At 62.8% G+C, this 19,931-nt stretch carries 21 protein-coding genes; 13 read left to right on the top strand and 8 right to left on the bottom strand.

Annotated elements, in window-relative coordinates; all coding sequences use genetic code 11:
• Positions 1-60: 60 nt before the first annotated feature.
• From R1T45_RS09215 to arsC, 3 genes are read left to right on the top strand one after another with little or no spacing between them, the layout of a single operon-like run.
• Positions 61-411 carry a DUF952 domain-containing protein gene (locus R1T45_RS09215; RefSeq protein WP_317390654.1) on the top strand — a complete coding sequence of 117 codons (351 nt, stop codon included), beginning with the start codon at positions 61-63 and terminating at the stop codon, positions 409-411.
• Positions 411-1,451 carry a quinone-dependent dihydroorotate dehydrogenase gene (locus R1T45_RS09210; RefSeq protein WP_120352272.1) on the top strand — a complete coding sequence of 347 codons (1,041 nt, stop codon included), beginning with the start codon at positions 411-413 and terminating at the stop codon, positions 1,449-1,451. Before R1T45_RS09215 ends, R1T45_RS09210 begins: the two co-directional genes overlap by 1 nt.
• Positions 1,448-1,789, top strand: coding sequence for an arsenate reductase (glutaredoxin) (gene arsC, locus R1T45_RS09205; protein ID WP_120351674.1), 342 nt, complete (start codon positions 1,448-1,450; stop codon positions 1,787-1,789). The genes R1T45_RS09210 and arsC overlap by 4 nt, the downstream gene beginning before the upstream one ends.
• Here arsC and R1T45_RS09200 read toward each other — a convergent pair.
• Genes R1T45_RS09200 through R1T45_RS09190 form a run of 3 tightly spaced genes read right to left on the bottom strand, consistent with a single transcriptional unit; the run spans position 1,786 to position 4,092 of the window.
• Positions 1,786-3,123 (bottom strand): MATE family efflux transporter, encoded by a 1,338-nt coding sequence (locus tag R1T45_RS09200; protein WP_206054292.1) that lies wholly within the window; start codon positions 3,121-3,123, stop codon positions 1,786-1,788. The two genes, arsC and R1T45_RS09200, sit on opposite strands and share 4 nt — an antisense overlap.
• Before the next feature lie 37 nt (positions 3,124-3,160).
• The gene (locus tag R1T45_RS09195) at positions 3,161-3,673 is read right to left on the bottom strand and encodes a PaaI family thioesterase (RefSeq protein ID WP_067938682.1); all 513 of its coding nucleotides are present in this window, start codon (positions 3,671-3,673) and stop codon (positions 3,161-3,163) included.
• A complete protein-coding gene (locus R1T45_RS09190; RefSeq protein ID WP_067938691.1) occupies positions 3,670-4,092 on the bottom strand; it encodes a PaaI family thioesterase in 423 nt (140 codons plus the stop codon). Before R1T45_RS09190 ends, R1T45_RS09195 begins: the two co-directional genes overlap by 4 nt.
• Positions 4,093-4,210: 118 nt before the next feature.
• Between R1T45_RS09190 and R1T45_RS09185 the strand changes: the two genes are divergently transcribed.
• On the top strand, positions 4,211-4,591 hold the full coding sequence (locus tag R1T45_RS09185) for a MerR family transcriptional regulator (protein ID WP_067630178.1): 381 nt from the start codon (positions 4,211-4,213) through the stop codon (positions 4,589-4,591).
• Between the two features lie 9 nt (positions 4,592-4,600).
• On the opposite strand, the gene R1T45_RS09180 is transcribed toward R1T45_RS09185, so the two are convergent.
• Together R1T45_RS09180 and R1T45_RS09175 are read right to left on the bottom strand one after the other, a co-directional pair.
• Positions 4,601-4,825, bottom strand: a complete 225-nt coding sequence (locus tag R1T45_RS09180; protein WP_067630108.1) for a hypothetical protein — start codon at positions 4,823-4,825, stop codon at positions 4,601-4,603.
• 100 nt (positions 4,826-4,925) lie between these two features.
• Positions 4,926-5,687 carry a helix-turn-helix transcriptional regulator gene (locus tag R1T45_RS09175; RefSeq protein WP_120351677.1) on the bottom strand — a complete coding sequence of 254 codons (762 nt, stop codon included), beginning with the start codon at positions 5,685-5,687 and terminating at the stop codon, positions 4,926-4,928.
• 183 nt (positions 5,688-5,870) lie between these two features.
• On the opposite strand from R1T45_RS09175, the gene R1T45_RS09170 reads away from it, so the two are divergent.
• The 7 genes from R1T45_RS09170 (at position 5,871) to R1T45_RS09140 (ending at position 13,791) form a co-directional block, all read left to right on the top strand.
• Entirely contained in the window at positions 5,871-6,272 is a 402-nt protein-coding gene (locus R1T45_RS09170) for a MerR family transcriptional regulator (protein ID WP_067630105.1), read from the top strand.
• A 69-nt stretch (positions 6,273-6,341) separates the two neighbouring features.
• Positions 6,342-8,123, top strand: coding sequence for an acyl-CoA dehydrogenase C-terminal domain-containing protein (locus R1T45_RS09165; RefSeq protein ID WP_317390653.1), 1,782 nt, complete (start codon positions 6,342-6,344; stop codon positions 8,121-8,123).
• Positions 8,124-8,173: 50 nt separating this feature from the next.
• The gene (locus R1T45_RS09160; RefSeq protein ID WP_067630099.1) at positions 8,174-8,386 is read left to right on the top strand and encodes a hypothetical protein; all 213 of its coding nucleotides are present in this window, start codon (positions 8,174-8,176) and stop codon (positions 8,384-8,386) included.
• Positions 8,387-8,403: 17 nt separating this feature from the next.
• Complete coding sequence (locus R1T45_RS09155; RefSeq protein ID WP_132444317.1) at positions 8,404-9,555, top strand: acyl-CoA dehydrogenase family protein; 1,152 nt, start codon at positions 8,404-8,406, stop codon at positions 9,553-9,555.
• A gap of 138 nt (positions 9,556-9,693) precedes the next feature.
• Positions 9,694-10,332, top strand: coding sequence for a glutathione S-transferase family protein (locus R1T45_RS09150; RefSeq protein ID WP_067940122.1), 639 nt, complete (start codon positions 9,694-9,696; stop codon positions 10,330-10,332).
• An 18-nt stretch (positions 10,333-10,350) separates the two neighbouring features.
• On the top strand, positions 10,351-11,565 hold the full coding sequence (locus tag R1T45_RS09145) for an acetyl-CoA C-acetyltransferase (protein WP_067630090.1): 1,215 nt from the start codon (positions 10,351-10,353) through the stop codon (positions 11,563-11,565).
• 21 nt (positions 11,566-11,586) lie between these two features.
• A complete protein-coding gene (locus R1T45_RS09140) occupies positions 11,587-13,791 on the top strand; it encodes a 3-hydroxyacyl-CoA dehydrogenase NAD-binding domain-containing protein (protein WP_317390652.1) in 2,205 nt (734 codons plus the stop codon).
• Positions 13,792-13,992: 201 nt separating this feature from the next.
• On the opposite strand, the gene R1T45_RS09135 is transcribed toward R1T45_RS09140, so the two are convergent.
• The gene (locus R1T45_RS09135) at positions 13,993-14,634 is read right to left on the bottom strand and encodes a sulfotransferase family 2 domain-containing protein (protein WP_317390651.1); all 642 of its coding nucleotides are present in this window, start codon (positions 14,632-14,634) and stop codon (positions 13,993-13,995) included.
• On the bottom strand, positions 14,631-15,563 hold the full coding sequence (locus tag R1T45_RS09130) for a DMT family transporter (RefSeq protein ID WP_120351683.1): 933 nt from the start codon (positions 15,561-15,563) through the stop codon (positions 14,631-14,633). The genes R1T45_RS09135 and R1T45_RS09130 overlap by 4 nt, the downstream gene beginning before the upstream one ends.
• A 94-nt stretch (positions 15,564-15,657) precedes the next feature.
• Here R1T45_RS09130 and R1T45_RS09125 point away from each other — a divergent pair, with 94 nt between their 5' ends.
• Positions 15,658-17,283 carry an AMP-binding protein gene (locus R1T45_RS09125; RefSeq protein ID WP_317390650.1) on the top strand — a complete coding sequence of 542 codons (1,626 nt, stop codon included), beginning with the start codon at positions 15,658-15,660 and terminating at the stop codon, positions 17,281-17,283.
• 84 nt (positions 17,284-17,367) lie between these two features.
• Positions 17,368-18,381 (top strand): hypothetical protein, encoded by a 1,014-nt coding sequence (locus R1T45_RS09120; RefSeq protein WP_132444314.1) that lies wholly within the window; start codon positions 17,368-17,370, stop codon positions 18,379-18,381.
• 76 nt (positions 18,382-18,457) lie between these two features.
• Here R1T45_RS09120 and R1T45_RS09115 read toward each other — a convergent pair whose 3' ends face one another.
• Positions 18,458-19,924 carry an SPOR domain-containing protein gene (locus tag R1T45_RS09115; protein ID WP_120351686.1) on the bottom strand — a complete coding sequence of 489 codons (1,467 nt, stop codon included), beginning with the start codon at positions 19,922-19,924 and terminating at the stop codon, positions 18,458-18,460.
• Between the last annotated feature and the right edge of the window lie 7 nt (positions 19,925-19,931).

Here is a 19,931-nt window from a genome sequence, read left to right as displayed (position 1 = left end):
ACCTGCCCTATGGTCACCCGCGGGTCTTGACCCCGCCCCGCCCGGCGGGCATCACAAGCCATGCTGATTTTCAAGATATTCCGCGCAGACGAATGGGCTGCGCTGCGCAAGAACGGGGTCTCAGACGGGGCGCCGATTGATGTCACCGATGGCTATGTGCATTTCTCCACCGCCGAACAGGCCGAGGAAACCGCCGCCAAGCATTTCAAGGGCGAAGAGGGTCTTTTCCTGCTCGCTCTTGAGGCCGAAAGCTTGGGCGATGCGCTGGAATGGGAGCCGTCGCGGGGCGGCGCGCTTTTCCCGCATCTCTACCGCCCGCTCAAGATCGAAGACGTGGTCTGGGCACAGCCCCTGCCCTTGGTGGATGGCGCTCATGAATTCCCCGCCGGTCTGGGCGCAGCAAGCGCATGATGCCGGTGATCGAAAAAATGGGCCTTAACGCGCTGCACCGGATTGACCCCGAAGCGGCGCATGGGCTGGCGATCCGGGCTTTGCGGGCGGGTTTGGCCCCGGCCCCCGGGCCGCAGACCTCTGCACGCTTACACACAACGGTTGCTGGGCTGGATCTGCCGAACCCCGTCGGGCTGGCCGCGGGTTTTGACAAGAACGCGACCGCGGTCGCCCCGCTTTCCCGCGCCGGTTTCGGCTTTATCGAAGTGGGCGCCGCCACGCCCCTACCCCAGCCCGGCAACCCGCGCCCGCGTCTGTTTCGCCTGACCGAAGACCGCGCCGCGATCAACCGCTTCGGCTTTAACAACGAGGGGATGGAGGCGATCTGCGCCCGGCTTTCGCGCCGCGGCGCCGGTGTGCCGGTGGGGCTGAACCTTGGTGCGAACAAGACCAGCCCAGACCGCGCTGCCGACTTTGCCCGGGTGATGACCGCCGCGCGCAATCACGTCGATTTCGCGACGGTCAACGTTTCCTCCCCCAACACCGAGAAGCTGCGCGATCTTCAGGGCAAGGCGGCGCTTTCGGCCCTGCTCGAAGGGGTGATGGACGTGCGCGGTGCCACGCCCGTTTTCCTGAAAATCGCCCCCGATCTCAGCGAAGCCGAGATTGAGGACGTGGCCGAGGTTGCTCAAAATTCAGGCGTTGCTGCCATCATTGCGACCAATACCACGCTCGACCGGACGGGTCTTGCCAGCGCCCATGCGGCCGAGGCGGGCGGCCTCTCCGGTGCGCCGCTGTTTGAACGGTCGACTCGCGTCTTGGCGCGGCTGGCGGGGCTAACGGATATTCCGTTGATCGGCGTTGGCGGGGTGTCGGATGCGCAGACCGCCTATGCCAAGATCTGCGCCGGTGCCTCGGCGTTGCAACTTTACACCGCGCTGGTCTTTGGCGGTCTTGGGCTGGTGCGTGAGATCACCACGGGGCTCGATGCGCTTTTGGCGCGCGATGGTTTCGCCACCGTGGCCGAGGCCGTGGGCAGCAAACGCGAGGATTGGCTATGATCACCCTGTGGCACAATCCGCGCTGTTCGAAATCGCGGCAGGTGCTGGCCTTGATCGAAGAGGCGGGCGTGGACGTGAGCCTCCGGCGTTACCTCGAAGACGCCCCGACGCGGGATGAGATCATCGCCGCCCGCGACGCTCTTGGCCTCCGCCCAATTGAGATGATGCGGACCGGCGAGAAGGTGTTCAAAGAGATGGGTCTGACCAAGGACAGCCCCGAAGAGACGCTGATCGACGCCATGGCCGCCCATCCGATCCTGATCGAACGCCCCATCGCCTTTGGCCAAAGCGGCGCCGTGATCGGGCGCCCGCCGGAAGCGGTGCAAAGGCTGCTCTAGCCCGCCGCGCGTTCCAGTGCCGGATAGCGCAGCGCCAAGGTTATGCCCCGCACCACGAAGGACACCAAGAGCGATATCCACAGCCCGTGGTTGCCCAAGCCAGGCACCAAAATCAGCGCCGTCACGGCATAGACCAGAAATGACACCAGCATCATATTGCGCATGTCGCGCGACCGCGTGGCACCGATGAAGATGCCGTCAAACATATAGGCCGCGCAGCCCAGAACCGGGGCCGCGACCATATAGGGCAGATAGACCCGCGCGAGGTCTTGCACCTGTGGCGCCTTGGCCATCAGATCAATGATCCCCCCGCCCGAAACGGCAAAGACCAGCGCCAGCGCCAAGCTGACCAGCAGCGCCCAAGCGGAGGTCAGCACCGCTCCGCGCCGCAGGACATCACGCTGCCCCGCGCCGTAGGCCCGGCCAATGATCGCCTCGGCGGCAAAGGCGAAACCGTCCAGCCCGTAGGAGGTGATCATCAGGAATTGCAGCAGCACCTGATTGGCCGCCAGCGTCACATCGCCCAAGCCCGACCCCATGAAGAGGAAGGACACAAAGATCGCCTGCAACAGCAGTGAGCGGATCAGGATGTCGGTATTCACCCGCATCATGCGCGTCCAGCGCGGTCCGTCAAAGACCTGCGCCCAGTCGCGCCAGGCTACCCCGGCAAAGGCCGCCCGGCAGAACCACAGCCCCAAGGCCGCCCCGCTCCATTCCGCGAGGAAGGTGGCGATGGCCACGCCCTCGACACCCCAGCCGAGGCCCAGCACGAACCACAGATCCAGCAGGATGTTCAGCCCGTTCATCCAGACCTGCAACACCAGCACGGCACGGCTGCGCTCCTGCGCGATGAGCCAGCCGGTGATCGCATAGATCGAGATGGCAGCAGGCGCGGACCAGATGCGGATCGCCATATATTGCCGCGCCAGCCCCTCTACCTCCGGTGATCCGGGGGCGAGTTGAAACGACGCCCAAAAGAGCGGCAGTTGCAGCGCCATCAGCACCAGTCCGGCGCCCGCGCCGATCAGCAGCCCGCGTGTCAGCAGCGCCGCGACCTCGCCCTCTTCGCCATTGCCCGCCGCCTGCGCAGTCAGGCCCACGGTGCCCATCCGCAGAAAACCGAAAATCCAGTAAAGCGCCGACAGGATGATCGCCCCCAGCCCCACCGCGCCGATGGGTGCCGCGGCCCCCATCTGCCCGACCACGCCGGTATCGACCGCGCCGAGGATCGGCACGGTGGCGTTGGAAATGACAATGGGAACGGCGATCTTAAGCACGCGGCGATGGGTCACCACATCGCGCGCCACCAGCGTGCCACGCTTAACCGCGCGCACCTCTGCCTCGCTGAGCGGCTCGGCTTCTGATTTAGAGTCAGCCACGCCGCTGCGGCATCAGGAAATGGCCCGTGGCCTGAGCGAAAATGCGGCTGCGGTTGTCCTGCCACGCCTCAACATGAACAGAGGCATAGCGCCGCCCCGACCGGTTGATCCGCGCCCGTGCATAGGCATCGCGCGGCAGACCGGAGCGCAGGTAATCCACGGTGAAATCGATCGTTTTGGGCAGCCGGGGCAAATGATCGGCATCCAGATTGTCCAGATCAAGCGCGCCGCTTTCCATGTCCTCCCAGATCAGCCCCCAGCTTAGGGTGATGATCGCGGTCACCTCCAAGAAGGCCGCCGTTGCACCGCCATGCAACGCAGGCAGGATCGGGTTGCCGATCAACTGTTCGGAAAAGGGCATGATGCCTGTCAGCTCATCCCCACGGCGCTCAAACTCGATGCCCAGAAAGCGGATATAGGGCACACCTTCGACCATGGCGCGCAGCACCCCGTCGCGGCGTTGCTTGATCACCTGAACCGGCTCTGGCTTGCGATGTTTGGTCATTTGTGGCCCTCCACGGTGAAGGTTCCTGTGGCGGTGGCCACGAAATTCTCGGCGTCCTCATCCGTCGCCGTAGCGCGCACAAAGGCGACCGAGCGGGTGACGTGATAGCAGGTCGCGCGGGTGGTGATCGTTTGGCCCGGCGTGGCGGCGCGCAGGTATTCGATCCGCAGATCCATGGTGGCGGTAGCCGAGGGATTGCTGGGGTGGCTCATCACCGCCGCGCCACAGCAAGTGTCCATCAAGGCCGAGACCGCCCCGCCGCTGATCACTCCGGTTTTGGGGTCGCCCACCAGTTTGTCATCATAGGGCATGGTGATCACGGCAGAGCCATCGCCCAACTCCTGCAGCTCCATCCCGAGCGCCATGGAATGGGGCAGCGCCTGAATGAACTGTCGCGCCATTTTCAACTTATCCGACATGCAGCCCACCCCTTTGCGTCTGGTTTTGACCTTTATCATGGGGGGATGGCGAAAGGGCAAGACCACCTGTTGCGCATCCCCGCGCGTGACCATAGTTTGCCTGAAGGGAGTAGATGCTTTGGACGATGAACGCCTGACATTCAAAGAGATGTGCGCGGCATTTGACGTGACGCCACGGACGTTGCGCTATTACGAGTATATCGAATTGCTGCAACCGCACCGCGAGGGGCGCTCGCGCTTCTATGGCCCGCGTGAACGGGCGCGGATGAAGCTGATCCTGCGCGGCCGCAAGTTCGGCTTTGCGCTGGAAGACATCCGGCAGTGGCTGTTGATCTATGAAAAAGAGGGGACCGAGGCGCAGATGCGCACGTGGGTCACCATGGCAGATGGTCAGCTAGAAGAACTGGCCGAGCAGCGCCGCCAGTTGGACGAAGCCATGGCGGAACTGCAAAAGCTGCGCGACGACACCGCCGCGGCAATCGCTTCGAACGAGGGCTGACCCGCAGCCTCAGCGGCCGCCGGGCTGCGACAACTGCGCGATCAGCATCTGCAAATCCGCGGTGATGCGGATGAGGTCTGAAACCACATCTGGGCTCGCATCGCCCGCCAAATCGAATGCGCTGTTCTCGATGGTTTCGGAAGCGGCTTTCAAATCCGCGACCACGCGTACGCGCGTCTGCGCGTCGGAACCGTTGCCAGCCCCATTACCTGTCTGTTCTTGTTTTTGTGACATGCTTCGAACCTCTTTGGGTGAAGGACCCGCACCTACAGCCGGTCCGACGCAGGGTCATGTCACGCAGTCACGCGACAATAACGCGGGGTCAGCATACCGCCTAGGGCGGCCCTTCTTTCGGACGGCGCAGCAGCCCCGCGCCCAGGCCCCGGATGGCGGCGGTGGTGCGGTCATTCACGTCAAGCTTGGAAAAGATCCGCCGCACGATCGTATCGACCGTATGAGGCGAAATCCCCAGTATCTCGGCAATGACGCTGTTGCTCTTGCCGGTGGCGATCCACTCCAGCACCTCAACTTCGCGCGGGGAAAGGCCGAAATCGCGTGCCGATTGGCTTTCGGCCAAGGCGCAATAGCGCAGATGCGCGATTTGGGCCGCGCTGAGAAGTTTGTACAAGGCCCCCGGCGACAGACGCGCCTGTTTGGCGGCAAACCCCAGCCCCACAACGGCGGAATCCCCGCCCGGGCCATGCACTTTGAGGGAGATGCCGTCATTCGGGTAGCGCCGCATCAACCCTTTCATATAGACGCTTTCCGCAGGGGTCAGCCGCGCCGCGCCTGCCACATCCGACCAATAGAGCGGCATCACCTGTTGTCGGGCCAGCGCTTCGACAGGGCTTTCGCGCAGCTTCTCGACATCCAGAAATTGCGAATGCCACTGCGGCCCCTCCGCGCCATTGCCGTTGAACTTATAAAGGATCGCAGGCGCGCCGGGGCTGTCCCCGTGATAGCTGACCAGATCAATCCCAAGCCCTTGATAATAGCCTAGACCGCAGGCCAAAATACCCGCAGCGGAGGTGGCGTTCTGCGCGCAGTGAACCAGTTCGTCCAGCGTTTTCGGCCCGTTTTGATCGAGGTTCGCCATCTCCTACCCACTTTGATGCCCAAGCCCATCGGGGGCGGGGGCGCCCCACCTGTCCCAACCTACAGGAAATCCCCCCGCGTATAAAGTGACGCAACGTATCGCTTACGTCAACGTCAACTCCCGTTGTATCAGCAAGGTCAGCCCCCAACTGAAGTCTCGAAACGACGATTGGAGAGTGAAGAGATGACCGCCGACACGCTGACCATTCGCCAGATGTGCGACGCTTTTGAAGTGACCCCGCGGACCCTGCGGTTCTACGAAGCGAAAGAGCTGCTCTTTCCGTTGCGCGAGGGCCAAAAACGCCTTTTTACCAAAAGCGACCGTGCCCGGCTCAAGCTGATCCTGCGCGGCAAACGCTTTGGTTTCAGCCTCGAAGAGATCCGTCAGTTGCTCGACCTTTATCACATGGGCGACCAGCAGCAGACGCAAATCGCCGCAGCCTATGAAATAGCCCGCGCCCGTCTGGCCGACCTCGAGTCGCGCCGCGAAGAGCTGAATGAAGCAATCGAAGACCTTAAAGACCAGTTAAAATGGGGGGAAAAGATGATCTCCTCCATGAACCAACCCCGCCGCGCCGCTGAATAAACGCAGCCGAATAACCCCGGCGGCAAGGCCCGCACCCACATCCATAAAAAGACGACCCGGAGAGCAAAGATGCCCAGTTACACAGCCCCCACCAAAGACCTGCAATTCGTTCTGCACGACGTGCTGAAAGTGACCGAAAGCAAGACCCCCGGCTATGATGAGCTGGAGCCTGATTTCACCTCCGCCATTCTTGAAGAAGCAGGCAAGCTGACCTCCGAAGTCCTCGCCCCGCTGAACGCCGTGGGTGACCAAGAAGGCTGCCGCTTGGAGAATGGCGTCGTCTATACGCCCAAAGGGTTCAAAGAAGCCTTTGAAAAGGTGAAAGAAGGCGGCTGGACGGGCCTCGACATGCCCGAAGCTTATGGCGGGCAAAACATGCCCTATGTCCTCGGCACCGCCGTGGGCGAAATGTTCTCCGCCGCGAACCAAGCCTTCACCATGTATCAGGGCCTGACCCACGGCGCGGCCTCGGCGATCCTCGCCCATGGTACCGACGCGCAGAAAGACACCTATCTGCCCAAGATGGTCTCTTGCGAATGGACCGGCACCATGAACCTGACCGAGCCGCATTGCGGCACCGATCTGGGCCTGATGCGCACCAAAGCCGCGCCACAGGATGACGGCAGCTACAAAATCTCCGGCCAGAAAATCTTCATCTCGTCGGGTGAACACGACATGGCCGACAACATCATCCATCTGGTGCTCGCCAAGATCGAAGGCGGCCCCGAAGGCATCAAAGGCGTGTCGCTCTTCATCGTGCCCAAGTTCATGGTGAACGAAGACGGCTCCTTGGGTGAGCGCAACGGCGTCTCCGTCGGCTCCATCGAAGAGAAGATGGGCATCCACGGCAATTCGACCTGCGTGATGAACTACGACGGCGCGACCGGCTACCTGCTGGGCACCGAACACAAGGGCATGCGCGCCATGTTCACCATGATGAACGAAGCCCGCGTCGGCGTCGGCATGCAGGGTCTGGCACAGGCCGAAGTCGCCTATCAGAACGCTGTGATCTACGCCAACGACCGCCTGCAGGGCCGCGCCGTGACCGGTGCCGTGGCCCCTGAAAAGCCCGCCGATCCGCTGATCGTCCACCCCGACATCCGCCGCTCGCTGATGGACCAAAAAAGCTTTGTCGAAGCCGCCCGTGCCTTCATCCTTTGGGGTGCGACGATGATCGACGCCGCCCACCGCGCCGAGGATAAAGACGCCGACGGCCTTGTGTCGCTGCTGACCCCCGTCATCAAAGGCTTCCTGACCGACCAAGGCTACGATATGACCGTGAAGGCCCAGCAGGTCTACGGCGGCCACGGCTATATCGAAGAATGGGGCATGTCCCAGTTCACCCGCGACGCCCGCATCGCCCAAATCTACGAAGGTGCCAACGGCGTCCAGGCGCTCGACCTCGTGGGCCGCAAACTGGCCCAAGACGGCGGCAAACATGTGATGGCGTTCTTCGATCTGATCAAAGGCTTCATCAAGGACAACGCGGGCCAAGATGCCGAGTTCGACGCAGCCTTCCTCGACCCGCTAAAGGCGGCCAGCAAAGACCTTCAATCGGCGGGCATGTACTTCATGCAGAACGGCATGAAGAACCCCAACCACGCGCTCGCAGGCTCCAACGACTTCATGCATATGTTCGGCCATGTCTGCCTTGGCCTGATGTGGGCCAAAATGGGTCTCGCGGCAAAAGAGGCGTTGAAGAACGGCAGCGGCGACGCCACGTTCTATAAGACGAAGTTGGCCACCGGGCGCTACTATATGGCACGGCAACTGCCCGCCACGGCGCTGCACCTGACCCGCATCCAATCGGGCGCGGATACTGTCATGGCGCTGGAGGCAGCAAACTTCTAAAACGGGTGGTGGGGGCCTGTCCCCCACCCTGCCCAACACCCGGAGAGACCATGCCAAAACGCTTCCGCCTGACCCGCCGCTTCCCCGTCGCCATGACCGAAGAGGGCTACCGCAGGCTGAAGAAGTTCAGCACGGATGCAGGTCTTGATGAAGGGGAAGCACTGTCGTTCCTGTTCGAGAATTTCAACTCGGTCATGAACGAAGAAAACCTGACCGCGCGGCTGCGCCTGTTCAACGCCGAACTGGAAAGCCGCAAACGCTGAACCCTGGGGAGGGGCGGATGACGCAAGGCAAGACATCCAGCTGGATGACCGACGAACACCAGATGATCGCCGATATGACGGCGCAATTCATCAACGCCGAATGGGCGCCCAAGTTCGAGAAATGGCGCAAACAAGGCCAAATGGACCGCGAGACTTGGGCACAGGCGGGTGAGCTCGGCCTGCTCTGCCCCTCGGTGCCCGAAGAATATGGCGGGGCCGGCGGTGATTTCGGCCACGAAGCCGCCATCCTGATCGAAGGCTCACGCGCCAATCTCGCCTCTTGGGGCCACGGCATCCACTCGGGCATCGTGGCGCATTACATTCTCGCCTATGGCACCGAAGACCAGAAAAAACGCTGGCTGCCAAAAATGGTCTCGGGCGAGCTGGTCGGCGCGCTGGCGATGACCGAACCCTCTACCGGCTCGGACGTGCAGCGGATCAAAACCAAAGCGATCCGCGACGGCAACGCCTATAAGCTGTCGGGCCAAAAGACCTTCATCACCAACGGCCAGCACGCCAATCTGATCATCGTCGCCGCCAAAACCGACCCCAAGGAAGGCTCCAAAGGCGTCTCGCTCGTTGTCGTCGAAACCGACGGCGCACAGGGTTTTCAACGCGGCCGTAACCTCGACAAGATCGGCCTGCATGCGGCGGACACCTCAGAACTGTTCTTCGACAACGTCGAAATCCCACCAGAAAACATCCTTGGCCAAGACGAAGGCCAAGGCTTCTACCAAATGATGCAACAACTCCCGCAAGAACGCCTGATCATCGGCTGCGGTGCGGTCGGCGCGATGGAAGGCGCCGTGGCGCGCACGATTCAATACTGCAAAGAACGCGAAGCCTTCGGCGGCCCGCTGACCCAGTTCCAGAACACCCGCTTCCAACTGGCCGAAGTGAAAACCAAAACCATGGTGGCCCGCGCCTTCCTCGACGAATGCATCAGCGAACATCTGCGCGGGGAGCTAACCGTCGATAAGGCCGCGATGCAAAAATACTGGCTGACCGACACCCAAGGCGAAGTGCTTGATGCCTGCTTGCAACTGCACGGTGGCTACGGCTTCATGCAGGAATATGCGGTCGGCGAAATGTGGGCCGACGCGCGGGTGCAGCGCATCTACGGCGGCACCAACGAGATCATGAAGGAACTGATCGCGCGCAATCTCTGACCGCGCGCCCAGCCCCGGCCGCCGCGCAGAGGTATTTAAGAAAGGATGAAAATAAGGGCGCAAGACCCCCTCTTCATCCTTTTACCAAATACCGTCCGACCGTGCCGCGAACGATGACAGATTGAGGAGGAATGATACGTGACCATCCAGCTTTACTGCTTTGGCGAATCCGGCAACGCCTATAAGGCCGCGCTTGCCTTGGAACTCTCAGGCTTGGACTGGAAGCCGGTGAAGGTCGACTTTTTCGGCGGCCAGACGCGGCAGCCCGACTATCGCGCGCAGATCAACAACATGGGCGAGGCCCCGGTGATGATCGACGGCGATCTCCGGCTCACGCAATCGGGCGTGATTCAGGATTACGTCGCGGAAAAGGCGGGCAAATTCGGCGGCGGCGACGCGACGGAACGGCGTGAAATAATGCGTTGGGTGCTATGGGATAACCACAAGCTGAGTGGTGTTGCTGGGATGACCCGTTTCTTGATGAATTTCCTGCCCGAAGACAAACGCCCCGCCGAGGTTATTGCCTTTAGCCAAGGGCGGCTCAAGGCAGCCTACGGCGTGCTGAACGACCATCTCGACGGCCGCGACTGGATCGTGGGCGACGAATTGACCAACGCAGACCTCAGCTGCTGCGGGTATCTTTATTACCCCGAGCCTTTTGGCTTTGACCGCAGCGACTGGCCCCATATCGACGCGTGGCTCACGCGTTTGAGCGAAACACCGGGCTGGAAGGCCCCATACGACCTGATGCCCGGCAGCCCTGCTGACCGCGCCTGACCCTCGGAGGACATGAACATGACCCAAGACGTTTACATCTACGACGCGATCCGCACCCCACGCGGCAAGGGCCGCAAGGACGGCGCGCTGCATGAAGTCACCTCGCTGCGGTTGTCGGCACAGACATTGAACGCGCTGAAAGAGCGCAACAACCTTGAAGGTCATGCCGTTGAGGACGTGATCTGGGGCAACGTCACGCAGGTGATGGAACAGGGCGGCTGTCTGGCACGCTCAGCGGTGCTGGCGTCCGATTTGGACGAGCGTATCCCCGGTTTGGCCATCAACCGTTTCTGTGCCTCCGGCATGGAAGCCGTGAACCTTGCTGCCAACCAAGTCAAAGGCGGCGCGGGCAATGGTTATATCGCCGGCGGTGTCGAGATGATGGGCCGTGTCGCGATGGGCGCTGACGGTGCCGCGATTGCCGTAGACCCGACGCTGGCGATGGAGAAATACTTCGTGCCGCAGGGTATTTCGGCCGATATCATTGCCACCGAATTCGGTTTCACCCGTGACGAGGCCGACCAGTTGGCCATGCAGTCCCAGCAGCGCGCGGCGCGGGCTTGGGAAGAGGGCCGCTTTGACAAATCCGTCATCACCGTACGTGATCAGAACGGCCTCGCGATCCTTGACCGTGACGAATACATGCGCCCGCAAACCGACATGCAGTCGCTTGGCGGCTTGAACCCGGCGTTCCAGCAGATGGGTGAGGTCATGCCCGGCTTCGACAAGGTCGCGCTGATGAAATACCCGCATCTGGAGCGGATCAACCACATCCACCACGCGGGCAACTCGTCGGGCATCGTCGACGGTGCTGCGGCTGTTTTGATCGGCAACAAAGAGTTCGGCGAGCAGCACGGGCTTAAGCCCCGCGCCCGCATCCGCGCCACCGCCAAGATCGGCACCGATCCGACCATCATGCTGACCGGCCCGGTGCCGGTGACCGAGAAGATCCTGAAGGACAACGGCATGACCATCGGCGACATCGATCTGTTTGAGGTCAACGAGGCTTTTGCCGCCGTGGTCCTGCGCTTCATGCAGGCCTTTGATGTGGACGACAGCAAAGTGAACGTGAATGGCGGCGGCATCGCCATGGGCCACCCTCTGGGCGCCACCGGTGCCATGATCATCGGCATTCTGCTCGATGAGATGGAGCGCGCTGACAAGGAAGTGGGGCTCGCCACGCTCTGCATCGCCTCCGGCATGGGTGCCGCCACCATCATCGAGCGCGTGTAAGCCGCGTAAGGGAGCAAGAGAATGACCGATTTTACATTGAATAAAGACGCCGACGGCATCGCCACGATCACATGGGACGTGCCGGACAAAAGCATGAACGTGATGTCCTTTGACGGGTTGCGCGATCTGGAGAAGCATATCGACGACGCGCTGGCCGATGACGCCGTGAAGGGCATCGTCATCACCTCGGGCAAGGAAGGGTCTTTCGCCGGGGGGATGGACCTGAACCTGCTGGCCAAGATGAAGGAAGACGCGGGCGACGATCCGGCCAAGGGGCTTTTCGAGGGCACGATGCAGATGCACGCTCTGCTGCGCAAGATCGAGCGCGCGGGCATGGACCCCAAGACCAACAAGGGCGGCAAGCCCGTGGCCTGCGTGATCCCCGGCACCGCCGCGGGCATCGGGCTGGAACTGCCGCTGGCCACGCATCGCACCTTTGCGGCGGATAACCCGAAGGCGCGGATTGGCCTGCCGGAAATCCTTGTGGGCATCTTCCCCGGGGCCGGTGGCACCACGCGGATGGTGCGCAAGCTCGGCGCGATGGCGGCATCGCCCTTCCTCTTGGAAGGCAAAATGGTCGCCCCTGCTGCTGCCCAGAAGGCCGGCATTATTGATGAGGTCAGCGAAGACCCGATGGCCGCGGCACGCGACTGGGTGCTGAATGCCAAGGACGCCGATATGGTGAAGCCGTGGGATGCCAAGGGTTATAAAATGCCCGGCGGCGCGCCTTATCATCCGGCGGGTTTCATGACGTTCGTCGGCGCCAGTGCGATGGTCAACGGCAAGACGCAGGGTGTCTATCCGGCGGCCAAGGCGCTTTTGTCGGCGGTCTACGAAGGCGCGCTGGTGCCTTTCGACACGGCTCTGAAAATCGAGGCGCGTTGGTTCACCAATGTGCTGATGAACCCCTCCTCGGGCAATATGATCCGCTCGCTCTTCCTTAACAAAGAAGCGCTTGAGAAAGGTGCCGTGCGCCCCGAAGGCGTGCCGGACCAGCGCGTCAAGAAACTGGGCGTGCTGGGTGCGGGCATGATGGGCGCGGGCATTACGCTGGTGTCGGTTCAGGCGGGCATCGAGGTCGTGCTGATCGACCAAACCCAAGAAGCCGCCGACAAGGGCAAGGCCTATTCCGCGAGCTATTTCGACAAGGGCATCGCCCGGAAGAAATCGACCGAAGAGAAGAAGGCCAAAGCGCTCGACTTGATCACCGCGACCACCGATCTGGATGCGCTCAAGGGCTGCGACCTGATCATCGAAGCGGTGTTTGAAGACCCCAAGGTCAAGGCCGAGATGACCCAGAAGGTCGAAGCCGTGATCCCCGAGGATTGCATCTTTGCCTCCAACACTTCGACCCTGCCGATCACCGATCTGGCGAAGGCGTCGAGCCGTCAGGAGCAGTTCATCGGCATCCACTTCTTCTCTCCGGTCGAGAAGATGTTGCTGGTGGAAATCATCAAGGGCGCTGAGACCGGCGACCGGGCCGTGGCCAAGGCGCTCGACTATGTGCGCCAGATCCGCAAGACCCCAATCGTGGTCAACGACGCGCGCTTTTTCTACGCCAACCGCTGCATCATTCCCTACATCAACGAAGGTGTGCGCATGGTGCAGGAGGGTGTTGAGCCTGCGCTGATCGAGAATGCGGCCAAGCTCGTCGGCATGCCGCTTGGGCCATTGCAGTTAATGGATGAGACCTCGATCGATCTGGGCGCCAAGATTGCCCGTGCCACCAAGGCGGCGATGGGGGCAGACTATCCCAACGACGATATCGACCCGCTGGTGTTCTGGATGGAGAAAGAGGGCCGTCTGGGCCGCAAGGCGAATGCCGGTTTCTACAGCTATGACGCCAAGGGCAAGCGGATCGGTCTGTGGCAGGGCATGGGCGACAAATACCCCGTGGCCGAGGAACAGCCCGATCTGATCGAAGTGCAGCACCGTCTGCTGTTCTCGCAGACGCTGGAAGCCGTGCGCGCGCTGGAAGAAGGCGTGTTGATGGACATCCGTGAGGGTGACGTCGGTGCGATCCTTGGCTGGGGCTTTGCGCCTTGGTCCGGTGGGCCGCTGAGCTGGCTTGATATGATCGGCGCGCCCTATGCGGCGGAGCGTTGTGATCAGTTGACCGAGAAGTTCGGTGAGCGGTTTGCATGCCCCGAATTGCTGCGCGAGATGGCCCAGAAGAACCAGTCGTTCTACGGGCGGTTCAACCCGGACGCCAGCAAGGCAGCATAAAAGATCGGGGCGCTTCGGCGCCCCTTTTTCGTAGAGCTATGAGGGCCATCGCCTGCCCGCGGGTCGGCGATCCAAGGTGGCCTCGTGCCACTTTATGGCGCAGCAGTGATGTGTGCCCGCAAAGTACCGCCCAGCCTCGCCAAATCGCCTACCCGGGGGGCGGGCAGGCGATGGCCCGGCGCCTGCGGCTTGATTCCGGGCCTAGGGGCCGTCGTCAGCGTAGCCAAATCGCGCGATATCCTCGGCGCAAACCTCCGCCACAATATCGCGCAACTCAGGCGTATAGGCCGCAGCCCCTGCTGAGGCATTCACTCGCGGCAATTCCAATTCAAAACCCAGATGCTCGAACAACGGCTGCGCATCCGCTGGGAAATGCTCCAACCGAATATAGAGATCACAACGCTCCCGCCCCGCCGCATCCGCCATATAGCGCCGCGCGGGCCAAGCGCGCAGGCTGGCGCGGGTCTGCGGATGGGTCACAAAACCGGCAAAGTCATTCGCCTTCGCCAGACCCACCGCCGGATGATCAAACCCCTGCCCGCGCAGCCAGCGGTAATAGCTCGCCACCCGGTCCCAAGGGTTGCGCACCAGCGTGAAGCAAAACAGCCCATCCAACTCCTCAGGCCGCAGCAGCCCGTCGACATCCGCCAGCGTTGAGTGTTTCCAGAGCCGCCCCGCCGCCTGCACGCCTTGCAACCGCCGCCGCCGTTTCAGCGCCTTCGGCGTGTCACCCAGCATCAGGTCGTCCTTCATCGCCCGCCCTTCCAAAGCCAGCGCGAGCGAGGTGCCCCCCGTTTTGGGGATATGCACAAAGACATAGCGACGGCCCCGGCTGATGATCACTCCACCGCCTCCGGCGCGCGCAAGGTAGACGGCTCATCACTGCGCAGCGCGATGACCGCCCCCGCCAGTGCAATCAACGCCATGCCCGCAAAGCCCATGGGCGGCACCTGCTGGTCCCATAGGACATAGGCCCAAAAGCTGGCGAAAATCAGCAGGGAGTATTCGAAAATGGCGACATGTCCGGCCTCGCCCAATTGGTAGCCGCGCACCAGAAACCCGATGCCGATGAGCGAGCCTACCGCTTGCACCGCGATCCAGAACCACATCGCGCCATCCAGCGGCCCCCATGTGCGGCTGACGAAACCTTCGGGCCCTGCCACCTCCGCACCCGGCAAAACCATGACACCGATGCCGCCCATGACCGCCAACATGCCGAAAAAGCCTGCGGTCATGACCATCGTGCTCTCCCCTTCGCACCATGCCCGCGTCGCCACGGCGCCGATCGCATAGAGCGCCCCGGCCAAGAGCGGCAGAAAGGCCACGGGGTCAAGATCGCTCGGGTCGGGGCGGATCACCATCAACGCTCCGGCAAAGCCCACCGCCACGGCCCCCCACCGCCATGGCCCGACACGCTTGCCTTGGAACAGGGCCGAGATCATCAGCACGAAGAGCGGCGAGGTGAAAAGCCCGGCCACCACCACGCCGATGGGCAAAAAGGCCAGACAGCCGAAATAGATCAACATGGCCCCGGCCTGAAACAAGCTGCGGCCCGCCACGGCCCAGAACCGCTTTGGCCGCAGGATGCCGAAACCAAGGGCCGCCAGCACCATCAGAATGGCCACCGCCATAACACCGCGCACAAAATGAAACTGCCAGAGCGAGCCGCGCTCGGTTATGAAGGGGACGAAGTTATCCGTAAGCCCCAAAGCCGCCATACCGCTTACGGCGCAAAGCGCCGCCAAGCCTGATTTCACCGCTGCGTCTTGCATCTGCCCTCCTTTTCGCTCCTGCCCTCTTTTCAAAGTCACGTCCCGGCAGCAATACTCAACCCCAAATCGCAACCAATGCCTTGGGAGGGGTCACATGGGGTGGATGACGGATGAGCGCGGGCTTGAAAAATGCGCAGCGAATTTTGTGGCGCTAACGCCACTGTCGCATCTGCGCCGGGCGGCAGAGGTCTTCGCCGGGCAAACCGCGGTGATCTACGGTGACCACCGCGTCACCTATGCCCAGTACCATGACCGCTGCACCCGCCTTGCCGCCTTGTTGGCCGAGATCGGCGTGGCTCCGGGCGACGTGGTCGCGACCCTGATCCCCAACCTGCCCGCGCAGGCCGAGGCGCATTTTGGCGTGCCGGCCTGCGGGGCCGTGCTCAACACCATCAACATCCGCCTCGACCCTAAAACGGTGGCCTATATCCTCGACCACGGAGGGGCCAAGGTGCTGCTCGTCGATACCGAATTCCTGGCGCTGGCCGAAGACGCTTGCGCGCGGATGGACGGCACATGCCCTGCGATCATCGAAGTGCCCGACCCCGCCGTCGGCCTCCCTCCCAGCGGGCGGCATCCGCAATACGAAGACCTGCTGGCTGAGGCCAATCCGAACTTTAGCTGGATCATGCCCGACGACGAATGGGAGAGCCTCGCGCTGAACTATACCTCCGGCACCACCGGGCGGCCCAAGGGCGTGGTCTATCACCACCGCGGGGCCTATCTGATGACCATGGGCACGGTCGTCTCTTGGCAGATGGTGCTGCGCCCGGTTTTCATGCAGATCGTGCCGCTGTTTCACTGCAACGGCTGGAACCACACTTGGATGATGCCACTGCTGGGCGGCACGCTGGTCTGCTGCCGCGACATCACAGCGGGCGCGATCTATGACGCCATCGCGGATCACGGGGTCACCCATTTCGGCGGTGCGCCCATCGTGCTGAACATGCTGGTCAACGCCAGCGCAGAAGACCGCCGCGCCCTCGATCACCGCGTCGAGGTTTTCACCGCAGGCGCGCCCCCTGCCCCCGCAACCCTGTCGAAGATCGAGAAACTGGGTTTCAACGTCACGCAGGTCTACGGGCTGACCGAGACCTTTGGCCATGTCACCGAATGTCTGTGGCAAGGCGATTGGGACGGGCTGCCCGAGGCTGAGCGCGCCGGGATCAAAGCCCGCCAAGGCATCGCCATGCCGATGATGGAAGAGATCACGGTGATGGACGCCGAGATGGCCCAGACCCCGCGCGACGGCACCGCACAGGGCGAAATCATGATCCGCGGCAATGCGGTAATGAAAGGCTACTTCAAGAACCCCGAGGCCACCGCCGAAGCCTTTGCGGGCGGTTACTTCCATTCCGGCGACATCGCGGTGCAGCATCCCGACGGCTATATCCAGATCGCCGACCGCGCCAAGGACATCATCATCTCCGGCGGAGAGAATATCTCAAGCGTTGAAGTCGAAGGCGTGCTGATGGGCCACGGCGCGGTCAATCTGGCTGCCGTGGTGGCCCAACCGCATGAAAAATGGGGCGAGGTGCCCTGCGCCTTTGTCGAGTTGAAGCCGGGGTCGGAGGCCAGCCAAGAGGCGCTGATCGCCTTTGCCCGCGAACGTCTTGCCGGGTTCAAAACGCCCAAGCGGGTGATTTTCGGGGAGTTGCCCAAGACCTCCACCGGGAAGATCCAGAAGTTTGAACTGCGCAAGCAGGCGGCGGACCTCTAAGGCGGGGCATTATGTCACCTGCCATTGCTGATCCCGCAGCGCGTGGTAGAGTGGCGAAAACTGACAGGCCCGCAGCAGAACCCCATGACCGCCTTGACAAAATACGCCCGGCTCGAAGCGACGGGCCTTTGGCGCGCCACGCCCGATGCGCAGCGGCGCGAGGTGATCGTCTCTATCGGTGATGCGACACTGGTGATCAGCGATCTCAAGGATCAGGCGCTGACCCATTGGTCGCTGGCTGCCGTCGACAGGACCAATCCCGGCCAGACCCCCGCGCTCTATCATCCGGACGGCGATCCGGGAGAGACGCTGGAACTGCCCGACAATGAAACCGAGATGATTGAGGCCATCGAAAAGCTGCGCCGCGCCATTAGCCGCAGCCGCCCGAAGCCGGGCCGCTTGCGGTGGGTGGGCATGGTCGCCTCTGTCGCCGTGGTGGCGGCGCTGGCGGTCTTTTGGATGCCCGGCGCGCTGCGCGATCACGCGATCAAAGTGGTCCCAGAGGTCAAGCGCGTCTCATTGGGCACGGCGCTGCTGAAGCGGCTTGAACGGGTATCCGGCCCCGCCTGCGAAAGCCCCGGCGGCAGTGCCGCGCTGTCGCGGCTCACCAAACGCTTGGAGGTGGGGCGCGTGGCGATCCTGCCCGATATGACCCGCGCCAGCCTGCATCTGCCGGGGCGTCTTATCGTACTCGACCGCGCGGTGCTGGAGGATTACGAAGAACCCGATGTTGCTGCGGGCTATGTGCTCACCGAAGATGTGGCACGCAGCGAACATGACCCGCTGCGCGCGCTGCTAGAGGCCGTGGGCCTGCGCGAAAACTTCCGCCTGCTGACCACCGGCGATATCTCTTCGGAAGCGCTGGACGCCTATGCCGAGCAACTGCTGATGCGCCCCGCCGCGACACCGAAAGTCGACGCCCAGTTGGCACGTTTTGCCAAGGCCGAGTTGCGCAGCAAACCCTATGCATTTGCCCGCGACATCACCGGCGAAAGCACCCTGCCCCTAATCGAAGGCGACCCGATGAACGGCAAGCTGACCGCGCCGCTGATGTCGGATGCCGATTGGCTGCGACTGCAAAGCATCTGCGGCGGCTGACTGAACGATCCGCCAAAGAAAAAGGCCAGCCGGGGGGACACCACGGCTGGCCTTTTTGCTTGTCCTTGCAACGCGCTTAGCGGCGCAGATAGGCGTCCCGGTATCCCGCCCGGCGCAGCTGACCAAGCGCCGCTTGGGCCGAGCCACCTGCGATGGGGCCCGCCTGAACGCTGTGATAGGTCTTGCCGCCGCGTGTCTGTTTGCCGATGCGGGCAGGCATGCCCATGGATGCGATCTGACGCGCCGCGCGCTGCGCATTGGCTGGGCTACCAAAGACACCAACCTGCACATAGCCTGCCTTGGTGCTGACCTGCGCCGCCGGGGCCGACCGGCTGGAATAGACCGGTGCAGCCTTAACCGGCGCGGTCTTCACCGGCGCTCTCTTGACGGGGCGGGCATCGCGGTGGATCGGCGCGGCATTGCGGTAGCGCAGAACACGTTTCACCACTTGGCCGTCCCGTTCAACAATCTTGACCACCCCCAGTTTGCGGCGCTGCGTTTCGATATCGAGATAGGGGTAGATCAGCGGCACTTTGGCGGTCACGTCTTCGCCGGTGGCCTTGTTCACCAAACGGCGCGGCACGGTCTGGGTCCAGACCAGCAGCATATCGGCGCGGCCTTCCAAGGTCTGCTCGGCGCGGTGCGGGTTCAGACGGTCGTCCTCCCAGACCTTACGATAGCCGTGGGGAACTTTGACGTTTGTCGTGTTCAATCGGTTGATCGCCACATGTTTCGGCACGATCCGTGTTTGGGTGCCCACGGCCCGGGCAGGCGGCGCGCTGACCACCGGCGCCGCAACCACGGCGGGGGCGACGACACGTGCGGGCGCTGCGGCCACGCCGGGCATCATCCCTGCGCTACGGTAAGGCTGAGGGGCCGTGCCGCGCTGTGGGGTGGTGGGCGCAAGACGGCCTGTCACGATAGGTTCGGCCTGCGGGCCACAACGCACGCTATAGCCATCCCCGCGCCGCATATAGCGCTGCGACAGAGGCGAAGCGCCGGGGCAAGCGGTGACGAACCCAGCCGGTGCCGGAGCAGCCAGAGCGACGGGTTTGCTCGGCACCACGGGCACGGGGCGCGGTGCGGTTTCGCGCACGACTTTGGGGGCGGATGCGCGAACCGGGGCCGGAGCCACACGGCGCACCACCTTTTGCGGTGCGGGCCGGGCCACGGGGGCTTGCGGTTTCACCTTGGGCGCTTGCACTTCGGCGACGCGGGTCGGCGGCGTTTTGGCGGGGGCGGCTTCGACCTTGGTCTTCGCTGCTGTTGTCGCCTGTGCAGCCGCCACTTGCACGCCGTTCGTGGGCTGGAAACCACAGATCTGCTGGCGCGCGCGGCTCATGCGGGGGACCCATGACACATCGCCGTCGATGCCCGCACGGATGAACACACATCCCGCGCTGTCGACATATTGCTTGCCCTTGTAGGAAGACGGCGGAAACTCCGCTGGCTGGCTGCGGCTGTCTTGCGCTTGGGTCTGCGATCCGCCGACGCCCAAAGCGGCCACGATCACTGCCATGGCAATACTTTTGGTAAGTGTCATCTAATGC

It is taken from the genome of Sulfitobacter sp. LC.270.F.C4, assembly GCF_032922545.1.
GTDB classification, from domain to species: domain Bacteria; phylum Pseudomonadota; class Alphaproteobacteria; order Rhodobacterales; family Rhodobacteraceae; genus Sulfitobacter; species Sulfitobacter profundi.
The sequence above is the reverse complement of the archived record's forward strand: the minus strand, read 5'-3'. Positions and strand labels throughout refer to the sequence as shown.